At 60.5% G+C, this 23767-nt stretch carries 18 protein-coding genes and 2 pseudogenes; 10 read left to right on the top strand and 10 right to left on the bottom strand.

Annotated elements, in window-relative coordinates; genetic code table 11:
- Positions 1 to 39: 39 nt before the first annotated feature.
- From DAI21_RS20855 to DAI21_RS20865, 3 genes are read left to right on the top strand one after another with little or no spacing between them, the layout of a single operon-like run.
- Positions 40 to 762 (top strand): nucleoside recognition domain-containing protein, encoded by a 723-nt coding sequence (locus DAI21_RS20855; protein WP_100777265.1) that lies wholly within the window; start codon positions 40 to 42, stop codon positions 760 to 762.
- Positions 759 to 1223, top strand: coding sequence for a YjiG family protein (locus DAI21_RS20860; protein ID WP_100777266.1), 465 nt, complete (start codon positions 759 to 761; stop codon positions 1221 to 1223). The genes DAI21_RS20855 and DAI21_RS20860 overlap by 4 nt, the downstream gene beginning before the upstream one ends.
- Positions 1224 to 1236: 13 nt before the next feature.
- On the top strand, positions 1237 to 2349 hold the full coding sequence (locus DAI21_RS20865) for a M20 family metallopeptidase (protein ID WP_107704071.1): 1113 nt from the start codon (positions 1237 to 1239) through the stop codon (positions 2347 to 2349).
- A gap of 53 nt (positions 2350 to 2402) precedes the next feature.
- Here the strand turns inward: DAI21_RS20865 and entH are convergent, their stop codons facing one another.
- The 5 genes and pseudogenes from entH to entC all read right to left on the bottom strand — a co-directional run bounded on the left by entH (position 2403) and on the right by entC (position 7231).
- The gene (gene entH / locus DAI21_RS20870; protein WP_100777268.1) at positions 2403 to 2816 is read right to left on the bottom strand and encodes a proofreading thioesterase EntH; all 414 of its coding nucleotides are present in this window, start codon (positions 2814 to 2816) and stop codon (positions 2403 to 2405) included.
- On the bottom strand, positions 2817 to 3572 hold the full coding sequence (gene entA, locus DAI21_RS20875) for a 2,3-dihydro-2,3-dihydroxybenzoate dehydrogenase EntA (protein ID WP_107704072.1): 756 nt from the start codon (positions 3570 to 3572) through the stop codon (positions 2817 to 2819). It lies immediately after the preceding gene.
- On the bottom strand, positions 3572 to 4426 hold the full coding sequence (locus tag DAI21_RS20880; RefSeq protein ID WP_107704073.1) for an isochorismatase: 855 nt from the start codon (positions 4424 to 4426) through the stop codon (positions 3572 to 3574). Before DAI21_RS20880 ends, entA begins: the two co-directional genes overlap by 1 nt.
- Before the next feature lie 10 nt (positions 4427 to 4436).
- On the bottom strand, positions 4437 to 6047 hold the full coding sequence (entE, locus tag DAI21_RS20885) for a (2,3-dihydroxybenzoyl)adenylate synthase EntE (RefSeq protein WP_107704074.1): 1611 nt from the start codon (positions 6045 to 6047) through the stop codon (positions 4437 to 4439).
- 9 nt (positions 6048 to 6056) lie between these two features.
- Positions 6057 to 7231: pseudogene (entC, locus tag DAI21_RS20890) on the bottom strand (isochorismate synthase EntC).
- Between the two features lie 189 nt (positions 7232 to 7420).
- Here entC and fepB point away from each other — a divergent pair.
- Positions 7421 to 8380 (top strand): Fe2+-enterobactin ABC transporter substrate-binding protein, encoded by a 960-nt coding sequence (gene fepB, locus DAI21_RS20895; RefSeq protein WP_107704075.1) that lies wholly within the window; start codon positions 7421 to 7423, stop codon positions 8378 to 8380.
- Between the two features lie 49 nt (positions 8381 to 8429).
- On the opposite strand, the gene entS is transcribed toward fepB, so the two are convergent.
- On the bottom strand, positions 8430 to 9674 hold the full coding sequence (entS, locus tag DAI21_RS20900) for an enterobactin transporter EntS (RefSeq protein ID WP_100777274.1): 1245 nt from the start codon (positions 9672 to 9674) through the stop codon (positions 8430 to 8432).
- A 111-nt stretch (positions 9675 to 9785) separates the two neighbouring features.
- Here entS and fepD point away from each other — a divergent pair, with 111 nt between their 5' ends.
- Genes fepD through fepC form a run of 3 tightly spaced genes read left to right on the top strand, consistent with a single transcriptional unit; the run spans position 9786 to position 12576 of the window.
- The gene (gene fepD / locus DAI21_RS20905; RefSeq protein WP_107704076.1) at positions 9786 to 10790 is read left to right on the top strand and encodes a Fe(3+)-siderophore ABC transporter permease; all 1005 of its coding nucleotides are present in this window, start codon (positions 9786 to 9788) and stop codon (positions 10788 to 10790) included.
- Positions 10787 to 11779 carry an iron-enterobactin ABC transporter permease gene (gene fepG / locus DAI21_RS20910; protein WP_107704077.1) on the top strand — a complete coding sequence of 331 codons (993 nt, stop codon included), beginning with the start codon at positions 10787 to 10789 and terminating at the stop codon, positions 11777 to 11779. Before fepD ends, fepG begins: the two co-directional genes overlap by 4 nt.
- Positions 11776 to 12576, top strand: coding sequence for an iron-enterobactin ABC transporter ATP-binding protein (gene fepC / locus DAI21_RS20915; RefSeq protein ID WP_100777277.1), 801 nt, complete (start codon positions 11776 to 11778; stop codon positions 12574 to 12576). Before fepG ends, fepC begins: the two co-directional genes overlap by 4 nt.
- 48 nt (positions 12577 to 12624) lie before the next feature.
- Here fepC and entF read toward each other — a convergent pair whose 3' ends face one another.
- From entF to fes, 3 genes and pseudogenes are all read right to left on the bottom strand, one after another.
- Complete coding sequence (entF, locus tag DAI21_RS20920) at positions 12625 to 16500, bottom strand: enterobactin non-ribosomal peptide synthetase EntF (RefSeq protein ID WP_107704078.1); 3876 nt, start codon at positions 16498 to 16500, stop codon at positions 12625 to 12627.
- Positions 16497 to 16709, bottom strand: coding sequence for an MbtH family NRPS accessory protein (locus DAI21_RS20925; RefSeq protein ID WP_100777279.1), 213 nt, complete (start codon positions 16707 to 16709; stop codon positions 16497 to 16499). The genes entF and DAI21_RS20925 overlap by 4 nt, the downstream gene beginning before the upstream one ends.
- A gap of 36 nt (positions 16710 to 16745) precedes the next feature.
- Positions 16746 to 17957: pseudogene (fes, locus tag DAI21_RS20930) on the bottom strand (enterochelin esterase); the annotation flags it as partial.
- A 250-nt stretch (positions 17958 to 18207) separates the two neighbouring features.
- On the opposite strand from fes, the gene DAI21_RS20935 reads away from it, so the two are divergent.
- Together DAI21_RS20935 and entD are read left to right on the top strand one after the other, a co-directional pair.
- On the top strand, positions 18208 to 20460 hold the full coding sequence (locus DAI21_RS20935) for a TonB-dependent siderophore receptor (protein ID WP_107704080.1): 2253 nt from the start codon (positions 18208 to 18210) through the stop codon (positions 20458 to 20460).
- Between the two features lie 52 nt (positions 20461 to 20512).
- Positions 20513 to 21169 (top strand): enterobactin synthase subunit EntD, encoded by a 657-nt coding sequence (gene entD / locus DAI21_RS20940; RefSeq protein ID WP_107704081.1) that lies wholly within the window; start codon positions 20513 to 20515, stop codon positions 21167 to 21169.
- Positions 21170 to 21257: 88 nt separating this feature from the next.
- On the opposite strand, the gene DAI21_RS20945 is transcribed toward entD, so the two are convergent.
- Positions 21258 to 21980, bottom strand: coding sequence for a GNAT family N-acetyltransferase (locus tag DAI21_RS20945; RefSeq protein ID WP_107704082.1), 723 nt, complete (start codon positions 21978 to 21980; stop codon positions 21258 to 21260).
- 213 nt (positions 21981 to 22193) lie between these two features.
- On the opposite strand from DAI21_RS20945, the gene DAI21_RS20950 reads away from it, so the two are divergent.
- The gene (locus DAI21_RS20950; RefSeq protein ID WP_107704083.1) at positions 22194 to 23762 is read left to right on the top strand and encodes an ABC transporter substrate-binding protein; all 1569 of its coding nucleotides are present in this window, start codon (positions 22194 to 22196) and stop codon (positions 23760 to 23762) included.
- Positions 23763 to 23767: the final 5 nt, after the last annotated feature.

Below are 23767 nucleotides of genomic sequence, written 5' to 3' on the forward strand. Positions count from 1 at the left end.
AATACCCTTGTGTATTCGCACGTTAACAAGGAAAAGGATATGAAAAGTTCAATACCTCAGGACTATAAGGTAGGGCCAGGCGCCTATTTCGCGCTGGCTTTCGCCGCCGTTTTCTTCTCCGGCCTGTTAGGGGGAAAAGAGTGGTACGGCGTGTTTGATTTCACCACGCTCAACGGGGCTTTCGGCAAAGTGGTCAGCAAAGCCAGCCTCGAAGACGGTACCCTGACCACGGCGACCAGCGCCTTTCGCGGTACCGGCGGCAGCGGCGCGATGGACGGGTTTCTGTTTGCGCTGGGGCTGATTCCGGCGGTGATGTTCGCACTCGGCATGATCAACGTGCTGGAACATTACGGCGCGCTGCGGGCGGCGCGTAAACTGCTGACGCCTCTGCTGCGCCCGCTGATTGGCATTCCGGGCACCACCGGACTGGCGCTGATCGGCAGCCTGCAAAGCACCGATGTCGGCGCGTCGCTCACCCGTAATCTCGCCGATGAAGGGCAAATCAGCGAAAACGAGAAAGACGTCTTTGCGATGTTCCAGTTCTCGGCGGGGGCGATGATCACCAACTTCTTCTCCTCCGGCGCCATTTTATTCACCCTGATCGCGATAGACGGCACCGCCGCCGTCCCGACCTCCATCGGCACCTGTGTCGCCGTGATGTTCATCATGAAAATCGTCGGCGCCAACATCCTGCGCCTAATCCTCTTACTCACCGGTAACAAAGCCGCCGTGGCCCAACAGGCAGAAGGAGAAGCCTCATGAGTGCACCGCAATCCAATCCCGTCATTACCGATGTTTTTGTCGAGGGCGCGCGTAAAGGCTGGAGCATCGCCACCAGCAGTACCCTGCCGAACGTGGTGATGGCTTTTATCATCATTAAAGCGCTGGAGATCACCGGCGCACTCAAAGGGCTGGGGATGATTTTCGCCCCGCTGATGGGCCTGTTCGGCCTGCCGGGTGAAGCGGCCGCAGTGCTGATTGGCGGCTGGATGTCGATGGGCGGCGGTATTGGTGTCGCTATCGGCCTGTTTGATAAAGGTATTCTGAGCGGCGAACATCTGGCAATTCTCGCCCCGGCCATCTATCTGATGGGTTCTCAGGTCCAGTATCTGGGCCGCATTCTTGGCGTGATCGGAACCCGCGCCAAACGCATTCCTCTGATGATTGCCATTTCGGTCATCAACGCCTTCTTAGCCATGCTGCTGATGCGCATTATTCTCTGAACAGGACGGAACCATGAATCTTGACCATTACATCAACGAACTGAAAACCCTGGTGAACGTAGACTGCGGGACCCAGACTCTGGCAGGCGTTGCCACCGTTGCCGGCATTATGGAATCACTGTGGCAGCAGGAGGGCTGGCACACCGAGCGGGTGAATCTTGGTGAGCAGGTCGGCCCGGGCGTGCTGGTCTGCAATAAACCCGACGCAGAAAAGCTGGATGTCCTGCTGGTGGGCCATCTGGATACGGTCTTTGCGCCGGGCACCGTCGCGGAGCGCCCGATGAGCGAGGATGATACTCGTCTGTACGGGCCGGGCGTCTCGGACATGAAAAGCGGGTTACTCAATATTCTGTGGGCGATGCGCGAGCTGGATACAGCCGACAAAGCGCGCCTTTCCATTGCCGTGGCGATGAATCCGGACGAAGAGACCGGCTCAGTTTACTCTCACGAATGGATCGGCGGACTGGCCAAACGCGCCCGCTGCGTGCTGGTGTGCGAAGCCGCCCGCGCCGACGGCTCACTGGTGAAAGCCCGTAAAGGGATGGCCGGATATCATCTGACGTTTAGCGGCGTGGCGGCGCACGCGGGGAACGATCCGGAGAAAGGCCGTTCGGCGATCACCTCCCTCGCTAACAGCGTTATCGCCATCAATGCCCTGGCAGACTGGGATCGCGGCACCACCCTCAACGTTGGGGTGATCAACGGCGGAAGCGCGGCAAACGTGGTGGCGGACAGCGCCGTTGCGGAGCTTGATGTGCGTTTCTGGGAAAATGACGAAGACGCCCGTGTACATCGTGCGCTCACCGCCCTGTGCGAAAACGGTTTTCTGAAGGGAGTGACGACCACGCTTAACCGCGTTAATCACAAGCCTGCGATGGCGGCCAGCGAAGCGACTCAGGTGCTGATGCAGCAGGTGGAAAAGGCTGGCAAAGAGGAAGGAATCGACATCACCTGGCAGGCCGTGGGCGGAGGCAGCGATGCTAACCATACGGCAGCGCTCGGCATTCCGACTCTCGACGGATTCGGGCCGATCGGTGCCGGTTTCCATAGCCCTGCCGAGTGGCTGGATAAAGCCTCGATTGAGCCACGCATTCGCCTGTTAAAGCGGGTGATTTCAATGCTGTAAGACGAAGATTGCCCGGTGGCTGTACGTTTACCGGGCAATCCCACGCAACCAAATTACCCGAGCACCATCGTACTTAACCGGCAGGTACAGCAGCGCCGCCCCTGCTCGTCAAAGATCGCGATCTCCCAGCTTTGGTTCTGACGCCCGAGGTGCAGCGGCTGACACACACCGCGCACTTTGCCCTGTGACACGGCGCGATGATGGGTGGCGTTCAGCTCCGTACCCACCACGTTTTGCCCGTCGCGGGTCATCAGAAAACCGGCCATTGAACCGAGCGTCTCCGCCAGCGCCGCCGAAGCCCCGCCGTGCAGCAGACCAAACGGCTGATGCGTTCGCGCATCCACCGGCATTTCCGCTTCCAGCGTGTCGTCACCGATACGCGTGTAAACCATCCCGAGGTGCGCCACCATGGTGTTGTGACTGGTGGCGTTCAGCTCTTCGAGGGACAAATGACGTTTCCAGATCATCTACGCCCCCAGGGTTGAGCCGCCATCCACCACGATATCCTGCAGCGTGATGTGGCTGGCCAGATCCGAGGCGAGGAACAGAATGGTGTTGGCAATTTCATGGGGACGCGCGATTTTACCCAGCGGAATGCCGAGCTTAAACTGCTCGCCAAACCCACGAATGCGCTGCTGCTCGGCGTCGTCGCTCACCCACAATGTGCGTTGCATGTCCGTATCCGTCGAGCCAGGCGAGACAATATTGCAGCGCACGCCGCTGCCTGCCAGCTCCAGCCCGACCGTCAGGGCCAGGCTTTTCAGCGCCGCTTTCGACGCGCCATACGCGCTCATGCCGATGCGCGGCGTGTGCGCAGCGTCAGAGGCGACCGTCACAATCGTCCCGCCCTGCTGACGGCGGAACTGGCCCATCGTCTGCTGGAACAGATTGAACGCCCCACCGACGTTAACCGCAAAAGTCTGCTGCCAGTCGTCCTGAGAGAGCTGATCCGTCGCCCCCATGCGCAAAATCCCTGCCGCGTTAACCAGCACGTCGAGGCGATCGATGGTCGCCAGCACGCGCCCGCAAACCTCGTTCACCTCGGTAGCATCCGCCACGTTCAGCACTTCAGTGGCAAACGGGTAATCCTGCTCGGGAAAAGCGAGATCAAAACCCGTCACCCGCGCCCCCGCCTCCACGAAGGCCCGCGCCGTGGCGTACCCGATGCCCTTTCCGGCCCCCGTCACCCAGACGGTTTTGCCGGTAAAATCGAATCCGGCCATCACTTCACCTCGCGGGAAAGCAGCGCCCACCAGGCATCAATGGTCGGGTTTTTCGCCAGCATCACGAAGTCGATATCGCCATGCACTTTGCGCCAGCGAGCCGCGAGAGCCATCATGCGCACGGAGTCCAGACCGTAATCGATCAGGTTTTCGTCATCCATCGGCTCGTCGGATTCATCAAGCAGCGGCAGCACGACGGCGCGCAGAGCCTCTTTGCTTGCCGGCACGGACGGCAGCAGTTCGTCAGTCATCACCACGCGACCGGTTCGGCCCGCCACGTATTTGAGGGACATCAGGTGCTCTTCGCGGCTGAAATCGGCCAGTGCATCCGCGATAAAGAACGGTTTGATATCGCGCATGAAAGCGTCGGTCGCGGTCGTCATACAGCCGATGTGCGCGTACACACCAGTGATCAGCAGCTGATTGCGGCCCGTCTCTTTGAGCATCTGTTCCAGCGGCGAGCGGTGGAACGCGCTGTAGCGCCATTTCACCAGCACCGTATCGGCTTCATCCGGGGTTAGCGCCGCGACAATGCGCTGCTGCTCCGGTGAACGGGTCAGGCCCGGTCCCCACATGTCGTTCAGCAGGGCGCGATCTTCATCGCTCTGCTCTTTCGGCTGCGCGGTGTAGTAGACCGGAATGTTGTGCTTTTTGCAGTAATCGCGCAGTTGGGCGATGTTCGCCACCACTTGCTCCATCATCGGGCAGTTATCGCCCCAGAAGTTGAGGAAATAATCCTGCATATCGTGGATCAGCAGCGCCGCGCGCTCCGGCTCAAACGCCCAGCTCACTTTGTTGTCTGGCAGATCGGCCGCCGTTGGCAGCGCATAACCGGTTAATTTTGGAATTGCCATTTTTAACTCCTCAGCCCTGGGCGCGTTCGGCCAGCCACAGGCGCAATTGTTTCTTGTCCACTTTTCCTACCGGCGTCAGCGGCAGCGCATCCACGCTTTCGACACGATCCGGCAGCTTGAAATCCGCCACGCCCTGCTCACGCAGGAAACGCCGCACCTCCACCGCCCGCAGCGGGGTTTTCACCACCAGATACGCACAGCTTTTCTCGCCGAGCAGGCTGTCTTCCATGCTGACAAGCGCCGCATGAATGACCGCGTCGTGGCGCAGAAGCAGGTTTTCGATCTCTTCGGCGGCAATCTTCTCGCCCCCACGGTTGATCTGATCTTTTTCGCGCCCCTGAACGGTGATGTAACCCTGTTCATCGATGGCGATCAGATCGCCGGAGCAGTAAAAACCGTCGGCGTTAAAGGCGCTGGCGTTGTGCTCCGGGCTGTTGAAATAGCCACGGAACGTGTACGGCCCGCGCGTCATCAGACGTCCCACTTCGCCGCGTGGCAGAGGATTGCCCTGTTCATCGGCCACCCACACTTCATCGTCCGGACACATCGGACGGCCCTGGGTGTTCATGATTTTTTCCGGGGAATCGTCGAGCGCCGTGTAGTTCACCAGCCCTTCCGCCATGCCAAACACCTGCTGCAGCTGGCAGCCGATTTCCGCCGGAATACGTGCGGCAAGGGTCGCAGACAAACGCGCCCCGCCCACCTGCAGCAGCGCCAGCGAGGCGAGCTGTGCATTGCCCGCCCCTTCGGCAATCGCCTGCAGCCACAGGCTGACCGCCGGTGGCACCAGCGAGGTGACGTTAATCTGATGTTTTTCGATCAGCGGGAAGCAGAGTGTGGCGCTCGGATCGGTGGCCAGCACCACGCAGCCGCCCGCGAGGAACACGCCCAGGGAGCCGGGGGAACTCATGGCGTAGTTATGCGCGGCAGGCAGCGCGTTCAGGTAGCGCGTCTGGCTGTTGATGGCGCAAATCTCGTTGCTGCGACGAATGCTGTAGTAGTAATCGTTGTGCGTGCGCGGGATGAGCTTCGGCGTGCCGGTACTGCCGCCGGAGAGCTGGAAAAAGGCCACTTCGTCGGCCGGAGTTGGGCTGGCGATAAAGTTATCCGCCGGGCGCGCAATTGCAGCTTCAAGCGCATGTTCGCCCGTATCGCCACGCAGCAACACCACACGCACGGAGCGGTGCTGATCGACAAAGGTATTCAGGAATTCATCGCCCGCGAACAGCGCGTGCTGGCGATCGGCAATCAGCAGCGCCGGTTCAATCTGCGCGGCGTAGGCGTTCAGTTCGCTGCGCTGATGGCTGAACAGGGCATTTACGGGCGCAACGCCCACCTGCAGCAGCGCGAAGAAGGTGACGTAAAACTCGGCGACATTGCCGAGCTGCACCAGCGCCGTTTCACCGCGTTTCACGCCCTGCGCCTGCAACGCGGAGGCGAGATTGTTGACGGCCTGATGGAACTGGCGATAAGTGTACTGACGCTCGCCGTCGATAATCGCCGTCGCCTCGCTCCCGGCGTGGCGGGTCAAAATATCGGTCAGAGGCAGATCCTGCCAGTAGCCTTTTTCGCGGTAGCGCCGGGCAAAGTCTTCGGGCCAGCGGGTAAAGGGAATGCTCATGATGGTTCCTCAGTGCAGACCAAAAACGTTCAGCATGGTGGAGAGTTTCACCCCGGTTTCGCGCCACTCACCGACCGGTGAAGAGGCCGGGACAATGCCCGCGCCCGCGAACAGGCGAACAGAATTCTGATGAATGCGCGCGCAGCGGATCGTCACCACCCACTCGCCGTTACCTTCGCTGTCGCACCAGCCGACGATGCCGCCAAACAGTTCGCGATCGAACGGCTCCAGCTCCGCGATCAGCTGTTTCGCCGCCTGATGCGGGAAACCGCTCAGGGCGGGCGTCGGGTGCAGCAGGCAGGCCAGCGTCAGGGCGTTTTCGTTGTCGTGCGCGTCGCCCTCCACCGGCGTCGCCAGATGCCAGAGCGTCGGCGTCGTCACCAGTTGCGGCGAAGAGGGCATGGTCAGATGATGGCTGCGTTTTTCGAGCACGGTTTTCATCGCCTGCGTGACCAGGTCATGCTCGTGGCGATCTTTTTCCGAGGCCAGCAGCTTGTTACCGGCTTCGCGATCCAGCATGTCGTCCGGCTGACGACGCGCGGAACCGGCCAGCGGCAGCGAGCTAAAATGCGCCCCCTCTTTGCGCAGCAGCAGCTCCGGGCTTGCACCCAGCAGCACGCCGCCGTCTTCGAGCGGCACGTGGAAGTTAAAACTCGCCGGGTTCTGCGCGATCAGACGCTCGAGCAGAGCCCCGCTGTCAATCTTCTGGTCAGCGGCGATATCAATCAGGCGCGACAACACCACTTTATTGACCTGCGGCGTAGCGGTGAGCGCAGCGGCGCGGGCCACCATCTCTTCAAAAACGGGCTGAGGGGGATTTCGGTGCGTCGGGTGACGGACAGCTCCTGCGCCCCTGGGAGATAACGCGCGGATTTTTGTCGCGCCGGGCGGGAAAAGGTCTGCCAGTTTTGCGGAATAAACAGTGACGACGGTTTGCGGGTATCGAACGGAATAGCGCCGACCATAATCGGGTGGCTTATTCCGCTGTCTTTGGCATGCTGAAACGCCTGCGCCAGCTTTTGCTGGAAGGCACCTGCCGGATCGTCGCCGCCAACGGCGGATTCAGAAAAACGGGCAAAACAGCCTGACGTGGTAAAACTGCGATAAGGCGACATAAAGAAAAAGCTGTCTGATTGCAGCGTGGTCGCGGTGTGCTGAACTTCCTCAGCCAATGACGTATCCATATCATCCTCCTTAAAAATGATAAACGCAGTACGAATAATTATCATTTATATTTTCGATGGCTAACCTAATAGCAGAGCGCGACGGTGTCAACCGCCGACAGCGCATCTTGTGCGACTATCGCTTGCATCCCTTCGGCGCATTCATGAAAATGAGAAGCATTAACCTCAACAAAAACAGGATGCCGCTTTGTGAAACTCCCTGCCGTTTGTCGTCAAACCCTGCTTTTCGCAGGACTTTTTGTTTTAGGACTAACCTCAGCCACCGCCGCCGACTGGCCGCGCCAGGTGAGCGACAGCCACGGTACGCACACCCTCGAAAGCAAACCGACCCGCATTGTTTCCACCAGCGTGACCCTCACCGGCTCGCTGCTGGCGATTGACGCGCCGGTCATTGCCAGCGGTGCCACCACCCCTAACAACCGCGTGGCGGATGCGCAGGGCTTTATGCGCCAATGGGGCGATATCGCCAAAGCACGCAAACTCTCCCGCCTCTATATCGGCGAACCGAGCGCAGAAGCCGTGGCCGCGCAAATGCCGGATCTGATCCTGATCAGCGCTACCGGCGGCGATTCGGCCCTCGCGCTGTACGATCAGCTTTCAGCTATCGCGCCGACACTGGTGATTAACTACGACGATAAAAGCTGGCAGGAACTGCTGACGCAGCTCGGCACGATCACCGGGCAGGAAAAGCAGGCTGCCGCCCGCATCGCGGAATTCGACACGCAGCTGGCGCAGGTGAAACAGAAAATGAAGCTGCCGCCACAGCCGGTAAACGCCATCGTCTACACCGCCGCTGCGCACAGCGCGAACCTGTGGACCACCGAATCGGCGCAGGGGAAATTCCTGCAACAGCTCGGCTTCCAGCTGGCTGAACTGCCTGCCGGGCTACACACATCCAAAAGCCAGGGCCAACGCCACGATATTATCCAGCTGGGCGGTGAAAACCTGGCGACGGGTCTGAACGGACAAGGGTTGTTCCTGTTTGCGGGTGACCAGAAAGATGTGGATGCGATTTACGCTAACCCGCTGCTGGCCCATCTGACGGCGGTGCAAAACAAACGCGTCTGGGCGCTCGGCACGGAGACCTTCCGCCTGGATTACTACAGTGCGATGCTGGTGTTGCAGCGTTTAGAGACGTTATTCAAATAGCGAAGACGGTTGTGCCCGGTGGCGGTTACGCCTGACCGGGCACTGCATTTTATACTTCTTCAATCACAACGGGTTCCTGACGGAACCGGCGTAACTCTGCCAGCGTCATCAATAAAATCACCCCGACGATGGCCAACACAAAACCGCTGCTGCTCGCCGACGCCACCGGGGTCATAATCACCCCCAGCCCGCCTAAAATCGCCGCGCCAATTGCATCACCCGTCACGTTCTGCGCGGTCCACAGGCCATTGATCCGCCCGAGCATGCCTTCCGGCGTCTGGGTCTGAATCAGGGTGTATTGCAGCAAAGAACTCACCGCACTCAGCCAGCCAAACAGCGCCAGACACACCACGCCCAGCGCCCAGAATGGCATCAGGCTAAAGAAAGCGATGGCGATAAACGATGCCAGCGTCGCCGACAACATGATGAGACCAGGCCGCGCGCTGTGCGCCAGATTGCCGCTGGTCAGGGCGCCAAACGCCGCACCGAGCGGGATTGCCGCGTACAGCAGGCCAATCTGCGAGGCGCTCATCTGCCACTCTATCGCCAGCGCCGGATAAAGCACGCGCACCGCGCTCGCCATCGTCAGCAGCCCGCCGAGGAGCGCAATCCCGCCAATCAGCGGATTGCTGAACAGAAAACGGATCGCCGCCATCAGTGACTTCAACGGGTGTTCGCGCGGCTGCGGCGGAGGGGGTAACAGCGGCAGACGCAGCAAGGTGAGCGTGGTAATAAAGGTCCCCGCCGCCGCCAGGCCGTAGTTCCAGGCAACATTCCCGGTCGCCAGCAGCAGGCCGCCGACCATCGGCGAAATCACCGAACCCAGACGCACGGTGAGCATCGTGATCGCCCCGGCCTGCATCAGATTTTCACGCCCAACCAGCGCTGGCGTCGCCGCCAGCAGTGCCGTCACGCCCAGCGAGGCAAAGAATCCATCCCACAGCCCTAACGCGTAAATGGCGATAAGCGACGGCTCCGGGAGCAAGGCGTTCAGGCACAGCCCGACGAAGCCCACGCCGCAGGTGCCGCGCGCCAGCAGGATCAGTTTTTTACGCTCGTAGCGGTCCGCCAGCACGCCGCCGACCATCAGGCCGATAAACATTGCGCTGCCCGTTAATGTGACGGAAAGCCCGACCAGCCAGCTGGAGTGAGTCATGGCCTGGATCTGCACCGGAACGGCGACGCCAAGCAGGCCAAGGGATAAAATGGAGATAAAACGGGCGATAAACACGGCGCGAAACGCCGGATGCGTTTTCAGCAGGCTGAGGTTGAGCAGCCAGGATTTTTGATTCATGACAAGGCCTTGTGGTCTAACTTTCTACCAATTCCATGGCCGCACATGCTAACATAGCCAAATAAGATAGATAACGATAATTACTATCATTATCAAATCATGGATGTTGCTATGTCGTCTTCCTCTTTGACGGTGCGCGCCGCTGCCGTGCCCGTTTTATTGTTGTTACTCATTCTTGCTGTTGCACTCAGCCTGCTGGTTGGCGCGAAACCGCTGCCCGCATCCACGATCGTCGATGCCCTGTCCGGTACCTGCCAACGCGCAGACTGCATTATTGTGCTGGACGCCCGTCTGCCGCGCACCCTTGCCGGGCTGCTGGCCGGTGCGGCGCTTGGCCTCGCCGGTGCGCTGATGCAAACCCTGACCCGCAATCCCCTCGCAGACCCCGGTATTCTCGGCGTTAACGCCGGTGCCAGTTTTGCTATCGTCCTCGGCGCGGCGCTGTTTGGTTTTTCCTCCCCCGGCGAACAACTGCTGATGGCCTTCTGCGGCGCCCTCGCCGCGTCCTTGCTGGTGGCCTTTACCGGCAGCCAGGGCGGCGGCCAGCTTAGCCCGGTCCGTCTGACGCTGGCGGGCGTGGCGCTCGGCGCGGTACTCGAAGGTCTGTCCAGCGGCATCGCCCTGCTCAACCCGGACGTCTGGGATCAGTTGCGCTTCTGGCAGGCCGGTTCGCTGGATATTCGCACGCTACAAACCCTGAAAGTGGTGACGCTGCCGGTGCTGATCGCCGCCGCCATCGCGCTGCTCTCCAGCCGGGCGCTGAACAGCCTGAGTCTCGGAACAGACACCGCCACCGCGCTCGGCAGCCGCGTGGCGCGTACGCAGCTGCTCGGTTTACTGGCGATCACCGTGCTGTGCGGCAGCGCAACGGCGGTCGTCGGCCCGATTGCCTTTATTGGCCTGATGATGCCGCACATGGCGCGCTGGATTGTCGGGTCCGATCACCGCTGGTTGCTGCCGGTCACGCTGCTCGCCACGCCGACGCTGCTGCTGTTTGCCGATATTCTGGGCCGCGTGCTGGTACCGGGCGAACTGCGCGTCTCGGTGGTCAGCGCATTTATTGGCGCGCCGGTGCTGATTTTCCTGGTTCGACGCCAGCGCGGAGGTGCCCTGTGATGGCCCCGTCCCGACGTTTAGTTTTCTCCTGCCTGCTGCTGGTGGCCGCCAGCCTGCTGATTGCCGTCTGGAGCCTGCGCAGCGGCGCGGTGACCCTCGATTTCAGCCAGGTGTTTAACGCCCTCACCGGCAGCGCACCGCGCAATATCACCATGGTGGTGACGGAGTGGCGTCTGCCGCGCGTGATGATGGCAATTCTGGTCGGCGCCGCGCTGGGTGTGAGCGGCGCAATTTTCCAGTCTCTGCTGCGTAACCCGCTCGGCAGCCCGGACGTGATGGGCTTCAACACCGGGGCGTGGAGCGGCGTGCTGGTGGCGATGGTGCTGTTTGGCCAGCATCTGACGGCGATTGCGTTCGCGGCGATGGCGGGCGGTATTCTCACCTCGCTGCTGGTCTGGGCGCTCGCCTGGCGCAACGGCATCGAAACCTTCCGCCTGATCATTATCGGCATCGGCATTCGCGCCATGCTGATGGCCTTCAACACCTGGCTGTTGCTGCACGCCTCGATGGAAACGTCCCTCTCTGCGGGGCTGTGGAACGCCGGCTCGCTCAACGGCCTGACGTGGGCCAAAACCCTGCCCGCCACGCCGATCATCGCCCTGATGTTTATCTGTGCCTGGCTGCTGGTGCGCCGAATGCGGCTGCTGGAGATGGGCGATGACAGTGCCTGTGCGCTGGGCGTCAGCGTGGAGCGTTCGCGCCTGACCCTGATGCTGGTCGCCGTGGTATTAACCGCCGCCTCCACCGCCATCGCGGGCCCGATTTCGTTTATTGCTCTGGTCGCTCCGCACATTGCGCGACGCATCAGCGGCACCGCGCGCTGGGGCGTAACCCAGGCAGCCCTGTGCGGCGCATTACTTTTACTGGCCGCCGATCTTTGCGCCCAGCAGCTGTTTATGCCTTATCAACTTCCGGTGGGCGTGGTGACCGTCAGTCTTGGCGGGATTTACCTCATCGTCTTGTTAGTCCAGGAGTCCCGCAAGAAATGAATGCCATCACCTCCCGCTTGCGCGGCGAAAAACTGACCCTCGGCTACGGTAAAAAAATCGTGGTCGACGACCTGAGCGTCTCGATTCCTGACGGCCATTTCACGGCGATTATCGGCCCGAACGGCTGCGGAAAATCGACCCTGCTGCGTACCCTGAGCCGCCTGATGACGCCCCAGCACGGCAGCGTGTTTCTCGACGGCGAGCAGATCCAGAGTTTTGCCAGCAAAGAGGTCGCGCGTCGGATTGGTCTGCTGGCGCAAAACGCCACCACGCCGGGGGATATTACGGTGCACGAGCTGGTGGCTCGCGGACGCTATCCGCATCAGCCGCTGTTTACCCGCTGGCGCAAAGAGGATGAAGAGGCCGTTGCGCGTGCGATGCAGGCAACAGGCATTACGGATCTGGCGACGCAGAGTGTCGATACGCTGTCCGGCGGCCAGCGGCAGCGCGCGTGGATTGCGATGGTGCTGGCGCAGGAAACCGCGATCATGCTGCTCGACGAACCGACTACCTGGCTGGACATCAGCCATCAGATTGATCTACTGGAACTGCTGAGCGATCTGAATCGCACCCAGGGGTATACGCTCGCGGCAGTTTTGCACGACCTCAACCAGGCGTGCCGCTACGCCACGCACCTGATTGCCCTGCGCGACGGGAAGATTGTGGCGCAAGGAGCGCCGAAAGAGATTGTCACGCCGGAGCTTATCGAGCGGATTTACGGCATGCGCTGCATGATTATTGACGATCCGGTGGCGGGTACGCCGCTGGTGGTACCGTTGGGGAAACGCGCGGTCTGACTCCTCTCATTTCTGCCCTCTCCCTGAGAAGAGGGCAGAAACCTGTGCTTACCCTAAAATACCCTTCAACACCGGCCCAATCTGCTCAAACGCCTGCGGAGAGATAATATCCACGTGGGCGCAATCCTGGCGATAGACCTCCAGCTCACTCACCCATGGGGCCCACGCCTGCTGCGGGTCCATGGTGCGCGTGCGTTCGGCGACAAACAGCGTCGCTTTGCCGTCAAAGCGTGAACTGTGGGCCGTGGTCAGGAGTCGCACCGCATCGGCGTAGTTCCCTTCGATAGCGCTAAACAGCTCGCCGGACGCCTGCCCCTGCTGGGCCGCCATGAACGCTTCGCGCTCGCGTTCGATCTCTGCCAGCACTTCCGGGTCCAGCCCGTTAGCCTCTTTTTCCGCCCAGTTTTGCGTCTCCGGCGGCCAGGTATCCAGCAGGCCGAGGAACGCCACCGCTTCGCCCTGCTCACGCAGACGTGCCGCGATACCCTGCGCAAGCGTTCCGCCGAGCGAGTACCCGAACAGATAGTAGGGTCCCTTCGGCTGCTGGGTGCGTAGCGTCTGCAGATGATGTTCGATCACCGCATCGAGCGTCGCGCCCTGCGCCATAGGGCCATCTGGCCTTGGCGACTGGATACCGGTAATTGACCAGCGCGGGCTGAGGTAGCGCGCCAGCACGCTGAACTGCCAGGCAAAACCCGACGCCGGATGGAAGCAAAACAGCGTCGGGCCCGTACTTTGGCGCAGCGGAAGGAGGGTTTCGTACCCCAGACGCTGAGCCTGCTCGTCGCTGATGGTCGACTCCAGCAGCGTGCTGAGCTGATTAACCGTCGAGGCGACCATAATCTGCCCCGGCGTGACTTTGCGGGAGAACGCACGACTGAGCTGCGCCGCGAGACGCATAGCCAGCAGCGAGTGGCCGCCGAGGGCAAAGAAATCCGCTTCGATATCATTCACTTCGCAGCCGAGCAGCGCGGAGAACGCCTGCGCAACCGCCATTTCGGTGTCCGATTCCGGCGCGCGGCCCGAGGCTTTGCTGGTTAACTCCGGCAGCGGCAGTGCTTTGCGATCGAGCTTCCCGTTGGCACTCAGGGGCAGTTCGCTGATTTGCAGCAGCACCACCGGCACCATGTGCGGCGGAAGCTGCGCTTTCAGTGCTTCGAGCAGGGCCTCGCGGTCCAGCGGCAGGCCGGATTCGGAAACGACGTAACCCACCAGCTGGCGCGCATCGCCACCCGTGGCGGCCGCCTGATTAAAGACACAGGCATGGGCCACCGCCTGCGCCACGTCAGGCAGCGCCTGCATCGCGCGGTCGATTTCACCCAGCTCAATACGCTGGCCGCGAATTTTGAGCTGATCGTCGCTACGCCCCAGGTATTCCACCGCGCCGTTGTCCAGCCAGCGGGCGACATCACCGGTGCGATACATCCGCTCGCCCGGCGCAAAAGGATCGGCGATAAATCGGCTGGCGGTCAGATCCGGACGGCCCAGATAGCCCTGCGCCAGCTGGATGCCCGTCAGATAGAGATCGCCCGCCACCCCGAACGGCACCGGGCGCATCATGGCGTCCAGAATCCGCAGGCCGGTATTCCACACCGGGAAACCAATCGGCACGCTGTTGCCTGACACCGCCGCCAGCGCGTCGCCAAAGGCCGGATACCAGCTCACGTCCACTGCCGCTTCCGTCGGGCCATAGAGGTTATGCAGCGGCGCGTGCGTGAGCACTTCCCACTCGCGGCACAGATCTGTCGGCAGCGCTTCCCCGCTGCAGAACACCTGCTTCAGACTCGCGCAACAATGCGCATTTTCCGGCGTTAACGAGGCGACAAATGCCGCCAGCATCGACGGCACAAAGTGCGTGGTGGTCACGCCGTAGTGGGCGAAGAAGTGCTGCATCGCCAGCGGATCGCGGTGGGCGTCCGGTTCGGCCATCACCAGTTTTGCCCCGGCAATAAACGGCCACCAGAACTCCCACACGGAGACGTCAAAGCTGCACGGCGTTTTCTGTGCGACCACATCCTGCGCGTCCAGCGGGTAGTGGTTTTGCATCCAAAGCAGGCGGTTAACGATGGCGGTTTGCCCGACCATCACCCCTTTCGGACGTCCGGTCGAACCGGAGGTGAAAATAATATAGGCGGTCTGTTCCGGCGTGCTCAGATTCAGCGGTTCAGTGCCGCTCGCAGGCAGTAGCGCGTCGTAGCACAGGCTATCAAGGCCCGGCACGTCGCTAAAACGCGGGAGCTGATCGTCGGTGGTGATGAGCAGCGATGGGCGCGCATCTTCCAGCATCATCCGCAGGCGGTCGTCGGGATATCCCGTATCGAGCGGCAGCCAGGCGGCTCCGGCCTCGACAATCCCATGCAGCGCCAGAGTCAGGAAGACCGAGCGCGGCAACGCCACCGCCACGCTGTCACCGGGTTTAACCCCGCGTTCACGCAGCAGCGTCGCCAGCGCGATGACCTGCTCGCGCATCTGATGATAGCTCAGCGCATGGTGGGCATCCGCCAGCGCCGGGGCGTCCGGCGTTTTACGCGCCTGTTCCGCCACCAGGGCGCTCAGGGTGGTCGCCTTGAGCATCACGCCGGTGTCGTTGATCTGCGCCAGCTGCTGATACTCCGCTTCCGAGACGGTTTCCGCCTCGCCGCAGACGAGTGCCGGATTGGCGGCAAACTGCGCCAGCAGCGCATTCAGGCGCGCCACGTGGCGGGTGAGCGTTGCCTGGTCATAGCGCTGTTTGTTCGCCAGAATTTCAATGCTCAAACCGCCCTGCTCGTCCGGGAACAGCGCCAGTTCGAGATCGTTCACCGGGCCGGTCGCCAGCGTGTGGGTGACGGCCTCAACGCCATCAATATCCAGCTGATAATCAAAGACCTTCACGTTCAGCACCGGGCCAAACAGGGCTTCGTCTCCTGCGGCACGGCCGCTGTCGCGCACAATCTGCTCGGCGTCGTAACGCTGATGGCGGCGCATCTTTTTCAGCTGATTCGCCAGACGCAGGGCCAGCTCCGGCAACGTGTCCTGCGGGTTAATGTTAACCGCCATCGGCAGCACGTTCAGCACCGGGCCGGTGGCGGTGAGCGCCGCCGATCCCATGCGACGCATAAAGATAAAGCCCGCCGCGTAGTCCATGCGTCCGGTTAAACGCCCGAGCCACAGGGCCACCAGCGCGAGGGCCAGATCCGTGCGCTGCACCTGCGGGCAGGAGGCCGTCAGTTGGCTGAACGCGCGACGATCGGCGACCAGCTTCAGACGTAAAATATCGGTCGTGGCAGCACGCCCCGGCAGCGGCACGGGGGAGAGCGAAACAGGAGGCGGTAGCTGTTTACGCTGCTCGGCCCAGAATGCGCCGTCGCGCTGAAAAGCGTCGCTGTCGCGATAGCGCTGATACTCTTCCACCACCTCGGCAAAAGGTGTGAACGGCGTTGGCGGTGTCGGCTCGCCTTTCGACCAGGCTGCGTAAATGGCGGCGATCTGGCGGGTAATCGCCGGGAAACTGAAGCCATCAACCACTAAGTGGTGATAGCGCTGATACCAGTACCAGCGGTGATTATCGACCTGAATCAGGCACTGAAACGCCAGCGGTTGGCCGCTCTCGACGCGCAGGTTTTGCTGAAGATCAGCCTCCATCAGCGCCACGGCGGCGGCATGGGGATCGGCGCTGTCGCGCAGATCGACCCGTTGCGGCTCGGCGAACGTCATGGCGTCATCGATCCACTGCCACACTTCGCCGTTGTCTTCGCTAAAGCGCGTGCGCAGCGTGTCGGCCTGCATCATGCCTTCGACAATCGCTTTCGCCAGCAGCGGCGCGTTAATTTCGCCGTTGAGTTCAACGTAGTGCGCCACGCTCCAGGCATTAGGCAGCGTGGAGAGCTGTTCTGCCATCCAGATACCCGGCTGGGCGGCCACGAGAGGAAGATGCGTGCTCATACGTTCTCCTCGGCAAAAAAGGACGGGATCAGCGTCTGCCAGTTTTCTGCCAGCCAGTGCTGGCAGGCCTCCTGGGATTGCGGGGCGCACACTTCACGCCAGCCCGCAGGCTGTGCGCACTGCGCGGGCCACAGGCTGTACTGACCGTTTTCGTTTTGCAACACAGAGAACTGCCCTTGCGGATTGTCGAAGGGATTACTGAATTCCATACCAAACTCCTGTCGAAAAAAATCGCCTGCCTGGCGTTAGTGAATGAGTGGCTGCCAGAGGGTGATAAGCCCCTGCGTCAGCCCGCCACGCCAGCAAAGCGCATCATGTCCGCCGTCAACCTGACGCCAGAAAATCGACTGCTGTGTGTGTTGTAGTTGGGCGTAAATGGCCTGATTGGCCCGGAAAATCAGCGGCTCGCGCTGGCCCGCCTCAAGAACGATGCGAAGATTTTGCGCGGATTTTTCACCCGCTTTGAGTTGTTCGATAAGCAGCCCGTCCTGCTGCGCGCCGCGATGCGGCCACCAGTAGGAGCCCGACTGGCTGAGCACGCAGCCAAAACGCTGCGGCCAGTTAAGCCCGGCGTACAGAGAGGACAGGCCGCCAAAACTTTGCCCGGCGACGACCGTGTGGTCAGCTCGTGGGCTGAACGGCGCGATGGCGTGAATCTGCGGGAGTAATTCATCCTGCACCGCCAGCCAGAAATCGGGGTTGCAGGGCAGCTCGCGGCTGCGATGGGCGGTGTCGATCACATCAATGAGCACGTAGACCGCCGGAGGCAGTTGCCCCTCGTTTGTCAGCGCCGTTAGGGCGGGCCAGACGGGCATACTTTCGGCCCAAAACTGGCCGTCGAGGAGAATTGCCAGCGGGCGCTCGGCTACGCGCTCCTCGCCCGTGGTGAAGATCCACACCCGGCGCGAATTCCCCAGACGCGGGCTGTGCCACTGAATGCAGTGCGGCGCAGAATATGGCGTTTCGGGATGATTCCAGCCTGGCTGAACGGGCGCATTCGGCATCTCCAGCGCCGACACCGGATGGCCGCGTCCGCCGCGCCAGCTCTGGGCATTCAGCGGATCGGCAATCGCGTTTGGCAGCAGTTTGCGCCAGCCCTCACGCAGCGCCATGCGATCGGGCGCGTCGGCGGTGAAGACGGTTTGGTCGAAATCCTGGGCGTTATCGGAGGGAATAAAACAGTAGCTGCCGCGCCACTCAGGGCTGAATTCCCCCTGCCACTGCCAGACGTCGGTGTCGGGAAGGCGCGTGAGCGACTGGGGACGCGCATTTTGATGGTGATCCGTGACGCCGGTGATGTAGATCCACACCCGCTGCACCGTCGAGGTGAGTTGCGTTCCGCCGGGATCGCGCCACCAGAAAGTGACACGATAATTATCCCCTTCGCGGACCGCTTCCGGCCCTTTTTTTGACTGCCACCAGGCATCACTTCCCGTTGTTAGCGCCGTCACCCGTTTAACCTCATGTTTTTCGCGTCTTTTTTGTTATATGACAAAAATTATTGATAATATTATTGATAACTATTTGCATTTGCAATAGCGTAGTGCCCGCGCTGTGGGAAGCGCGCTCATAAAATAACCATGCCACGCATTGTGTGCGCTCGAGGACAGGGCTGCTTACGCAACGTGCCGGTGATAATTCATGCCGCCTCCTCTCCCGTTAGGGAATGGAGCCAAGGGGACGCGGCAACGAAAAGCAGGACGTACAATGAATAAGAAGATTCACTCCCTGGCCTTGCTGGTCAATCTGGGGATTTACGGCGTGGCCATGCCAGCCATGGCAGACGACAAAACCACCAGCAGTGCCGCGCACGAAGATACTATGGTGATCACCGCCGCCGAGCAAAACCTGCAGGCGCCGGGTGTTTCAACCATCACGGCTGATGAAATTCGTAAAAATCCTCCCGCTCGCGACGTGGCCGAAATCATTCGTACCATGCCAGGCGTTAACCTGACCGGTAACTCCACCAGCGGTCAGCGCGGTAACAACCGCCAGATTGATATTCGTGGCATGGGCCCGGAAAACACCCTGATTCTGATCGACGGCAAACCCGTCACCAGCCGTAACTCCATCCGTCTCGGCTGGCGCGGCGAGCGTGATACGCGCGGCGACACCGGCTGGGTACCGCCTGAGATGATCGAGCGCATCGAAGTCATTCGTGGCCCGGCGGCGGCGCGCTACGGTAACGGCGCAGCGGGCGGCGTGGTGAACATCATCACCAAGAAATTCGACAGCCAATGGCATGGTTCGTGGAACACCTACCTGAACGCGCCGGAGCATAAAGACGAAGGCTCCACCAAGCGCACCAACTTCAGCCTGAGCGGCCCGCTGGGCGGCGATTTCAGCTTCCGCATGTTCGGTAATCTGGACAAAACCCAGGCCGACGCATGGGATATCAACCAAGGCCATCAGTCCGACCGTACCGGAATGTATGCCGATACCCTGCCGGCCGGTCGTGAAGGTGTGGAAAACAAAGATATCAACGGCGTGGTGCGCTGGGACTTCGCGCCAATGCAGTCTCTGGAATTTGAAGCGGGCTACAGCCGCCAGAATAACCTCTACGCGGGCGATACCCAGAACACCAACAACGACAACAGCTCGAACGGGCTGGTGAAGAAGAATTACGGCAAAGAGACCAACCGTATTTATCGCCAGAACTGGGCGGTGACCTGGAACGGCGGCTGGGATAACGGCGTGACCACCAGCAACTGGGCACAATACGAGCACACCCGTAACTCGCGTCTCGGCGAAGGGCTGGCGGGCGGTCTGGAAGGGCTGTTCAACAGCGACAAATTTACCGATACGGATCTCTCCGACGTCACCCTGCACAGCGAAGTTAACCTGCCGTTCGATTTCCTGGTCAACCAGAACCTGACTCTGGGGACCGAGTGGAACCAGCAACGCATGAAGGATTACGCCTCTAACTCCCAGACCCAGCAGGGCGGCGCGATCCCTGGCATGAGCGACGATCGTAGCCCGTATTCGAAGGCGGAGATCTTCTCCCTGTTCGCCGAAAACAACATGGAGCTGACCGACAGCACCATGCTGACCCCGGCGCTGCGCTTCGATCATCACACTATCGTGGGTAACAACTGGAGCCCGTCCCTGAACCTGTCGCAAGGTCTGGGGGATGATTTCACGCTGAAGATGGGTATCGCCCGGGCGTATAAAGCGCCGAGCCTGTACCAGACCAACCCGAACTACCTGCTCTACAGCAAAGGCCAGGGCTGCTACGCCAGCGGTGACGGCGTCGGCTGTTACATGATGGGTAACGACGATCTGAAAGCCGAAACCAGCATCAACAAAGAAATTGGCCTCGAGTGGAAACGCGACGGCTGGCTGGCGGGTGCAACCTGGTTCCGTAACGACTATCGCGACAAAATCGAAGCGGGCTATGCGCCAATCGGCCAGACCTCTACCGGCAAAGTCTCCACCGATATTTACCAGTGGGAAAACGTGCCGAAAGCCGTCGTAGAAGGGCTGGAAGGCTCCTTAAACGTGCCGGTGACGGATGCGGTCAACTGGACCAACAACATCACCTACATGCTGCAAAGTAAGAACAAAGAGACCGGCGATCGTCTGTCAATCATCCCAGAGTACACGCTCAACTCAACCCTGAGCTGGCAGGTACAGCAGGATGTGTCGGTGCAGTCGACCTTCACCTGGTACGGCAAGCAGCAGCCGAAGAAATACAACTACAAAGGCCAGCCGGTGAGCGGGTCTGAAAAAGACGAAGTCAGCCCGTACAGCATCGTGGGCCTGAGCGCGACCTGGGACGTAACCAAATACGTCAGCCTGACCGGCGGCGTGGATAACGTCTTCGACAAACGCCAGTGGCGTGCAGGTAATGCCCAGACCACCGGGAATGCCACCACGGGCGCGTACATGTACGGTGCAGGTGCTTACACCTACAACGAACCGGGTCGCACCTGGTACATGAGCGTTAACACCCACTTCTGATAGACTGTATGCCCTCTTCCATCGAAGGGGGCTTTTTCTATCAGGGGGACCGATGCACACCACACACAGCCTGCTGACACTCGGCGGCGTCTCGCTTCACCGCATCGATTTCGATCCCTCCACCTTTGATCACGCCGATCTGCTCTGGCTGCCTCATCACGCCGACCTCAGCCACGCCTCTGCCAAACGCAAAGCGGAACACCTCGCCGGACGCATCGCCGCCATCCAGGCGCTCCAGCCCTTTGGCATCACCACGGTGCCCGGTATCGGCGTGAACGGCGAACCGCTGTGGCCAACCGGTTTTGCGGGCAGTATTTCTCACAGCGGCACCCAAGCGCTGGCGCTGGCGGTGCGCCGCGACAACGCGCTGGTGGGGATTGACTGCGAAGCGCTGATTGCAGAAAAGGAAGCCGTAGAGATTCAGGACGGGATTATCAACGAGCAGGAAAAGCGTGTTCTGCTGAGCGCGGGATATTCGTTTGCCCTCGCCCTGACGCTGGTCTTCAGCGCCAAAGAGAGCCTGTTTAAAGCCCTGTTCCCGCGCGTTAACGCCTATATGGGTTTTGACAGCGCCTGCGTGACGGCGATGACTCGCAGCACGCTCACCCTGTCGCTGGCTCGTCCGCTGGCCGGTTTTTCGCACAACCACGCTTTTCACCTTCACTGGTGCCAGCAAAACGTTGGCGTGATAACGCTGCTCTGCGAATAATTCGCCTCAGCGTTAACCCGCCTTCCCTGTTACTTTCAAAACCCGCTATTTATTTCTTCATAAAATTACATGGAGCCGACCGGGCAGTTTAACGGGGAATATCCTCCGCAACTCCTTGCCTGAACGCTTCCAGGCGCTGGATCTGGCGCCCTTCGCTGTCGAAGTTCTCCGCCGCCAGCCACGCGCGCAGTTCGGCGTCGCGCTCCGGCCACTCGGTATTAATGATGGAAAGCATATCGCTGTCGCGGTTGCGCCCTTTGCGGATCAGTTTTTGCCGCAGCCGCCCTTCCCAGACAAACCCCAGCCGCTCTGCCGCGCGCCGCGACGCCACATTCATCGAATCGCATTTCCACTCCACGCGGCGGTAGTGATGTTCGAAGGCATTTTTCAGCAGCAGCCAGACCGTTTCCGTTCCCATGGGAGAGTTTTTCATCTTACGCGACCAGGTCACGTGGCCGATCTCCACCGACCCCATCAGCCGCTCAATCGCCATATAACTCACCACGCCAACCGCACGCTCTGAACGTAAATCAATGACCGCGTAAGGCACCAGCGCATCGTCCATCACCTTGCCCAACAGCCAGTGCGCGGTGGCGTCGACGCTCTCCGGCTGTGTGCTGGCAAGCCAGGTCCAGTCGCTGTCATCGCCCAGAGCATACGCGTCAAACAGATCCACGGCGTGCCGCGTGGCGTCCAGCGGCTCCAGACGGCAGAATCGCCCGTTCAGCGGCGTTCGGCGCAACACCGAAGCGCCTTTCCAGTGGGGAACAATATCGTTTACGACTTGACCATGTTGATTAATTTCCGGCACGCCCGCGACTCCCTGATATGTAATGCAATTGTTATATCAGGACAAAAAGCAGGCGAAAAGCCCTGCGTGAAGGAAAGCGCTTAATAGCCAATCTGCATGCGTTATATCCCCATGGCATAAGCAAAGCAGAATTTAGACTTTGAAGATTTTCACGGCAGGCCTAACGTAGCGATGCCAAAAACAATCACAACACATTTTCTTTCAGGGATCGCTATGACGAAAAAACTGCTGCCGTTACTGGTATTGGCCGCGCTGTCAGCCGCCGCCAACGCCGCTACTCCGCCGAATACGCTGGTTGTCGCTCAGGGGCTTGATGATATCGTGAGCCTCGATCCCGCGGAAGCCAACGAGCTTTCCAGCATCCAGACCGTGCCGAGCCTGTACCAGCGTCTGGTGCAGCCTGACCGCGATAATCCGGCCAAAATTTCCCCGATTCTGGCGGAAAGCTGGGAAGCAGACGCAGCAGCGAAAACCCTGACCATCAAACTCAAGCCTGACGCCAAATTTGCCTCCGGCAACCCGCTGCGCCCGGAAGATGTGATTTTCTCCTACACCCGCGCCATCACCCTGAACAAATCCCCGGCCTTTATTCTGAACGTGCTGGGCTGGGAGCCGGGTAATATCGCCAGCCAGCTGAAAAAAGTGGATGACCACACGCTGCAACTGCACTGGACGGCTGACGTCAGCCCGGCGGTGGCGCTGAATATTCTCTCCACGCCGATTGCCTCTATCGTCGATGAAAAGCTGGTTTCAGCGAATGTGAAAGACAACGACTTCGGTAATACCTGGCTGAAAATGCACTCGTCGGGCAGCGGCGCGTACAAAATGCGCGTCTACCAGCCGCATCAGGCCATCGTGCTGGAAGCTAACGACACCGCCCCTGGCGGCGCGCCGAAGCTCAAAAGCATCATTATTAAAAACGTCCCGGACCCGGCCTCTCGCCGTCTGCTGATTCAGCAGGGGGATGCAGATGTGGCCCGCGATCTGGGCGCAGACCAAATCAGCGCGCTGGAAGGCAAAGCGGGTGTGAAGGTGTTAAGCATCCCGTCTGCCGAGCAGAACTACCTGGTGTTTAACGCCGGAAACAGCGCTAACCCGCTGCTGAACAACCCGGCGTTCTGGGAAGCGTCGCGCTGGCTGGTGGATTACGACGGTATCACTAAGGATCTGCTGAAGGGCCAGTATTTTGTGCATCAGAGCTTCCTGCCGGTCGGGCTGCCGGGCGCACTGGAAGATAATCCGTTCAAATTCGATCCGGCCAAAGCGAAAGCGATCCTCGCCAAAGCGGGTATTAAAGACGCGCACTTCACGCTGGACGTGGAGAATAAACCACCGTTTATCACTATCGCGCAGTCAATGCAGGCGAGCTTCGCCCAGGGCGGCGTGAAGGTGGATCTGCTGCCTGCTGCGGGCAGCCAGGTGTATGCGCGCGTGCGCGCCAAACAGCACCAGGCGGCGATTCGCCTGTGGATCCCGGATTACTTCGATGCGCACTCCAATGCCAGCGCCTTTGCCTGGAACGACGGGAAATCCAGCACCGTGGCCGGTCTTAACGGCTGGAAAATCCCCGAGCTGACCAAAGCCACGCTGGCCGCCGTGGCCGAGCCCGATCCGGCAAAACGCCTGGATCTGTACACCAAAATGCAGCAGGAGTTGCAGCATAATTCGCCGTACGTGTTTGTCGATCAGGGCAAAACCCAGATCGTGGTGCGCGATAATGTGAAGGGGTACCAGCAAGGGCTGAATGCCGATATGGTCTGGTACGATAAAGTGACTAAATAATCTGC

The sequence above is a fragment of the Lelliottia sp. WB101 genome, assembly GCF_003051885.1.
Classification (GTDB): Bacteria; Pseudomonadota; Gammaproteobacteria; order Enterobacterales; family Enterobacteriaceae; genus Enterobacter; species Enterobacter nimipressuralis.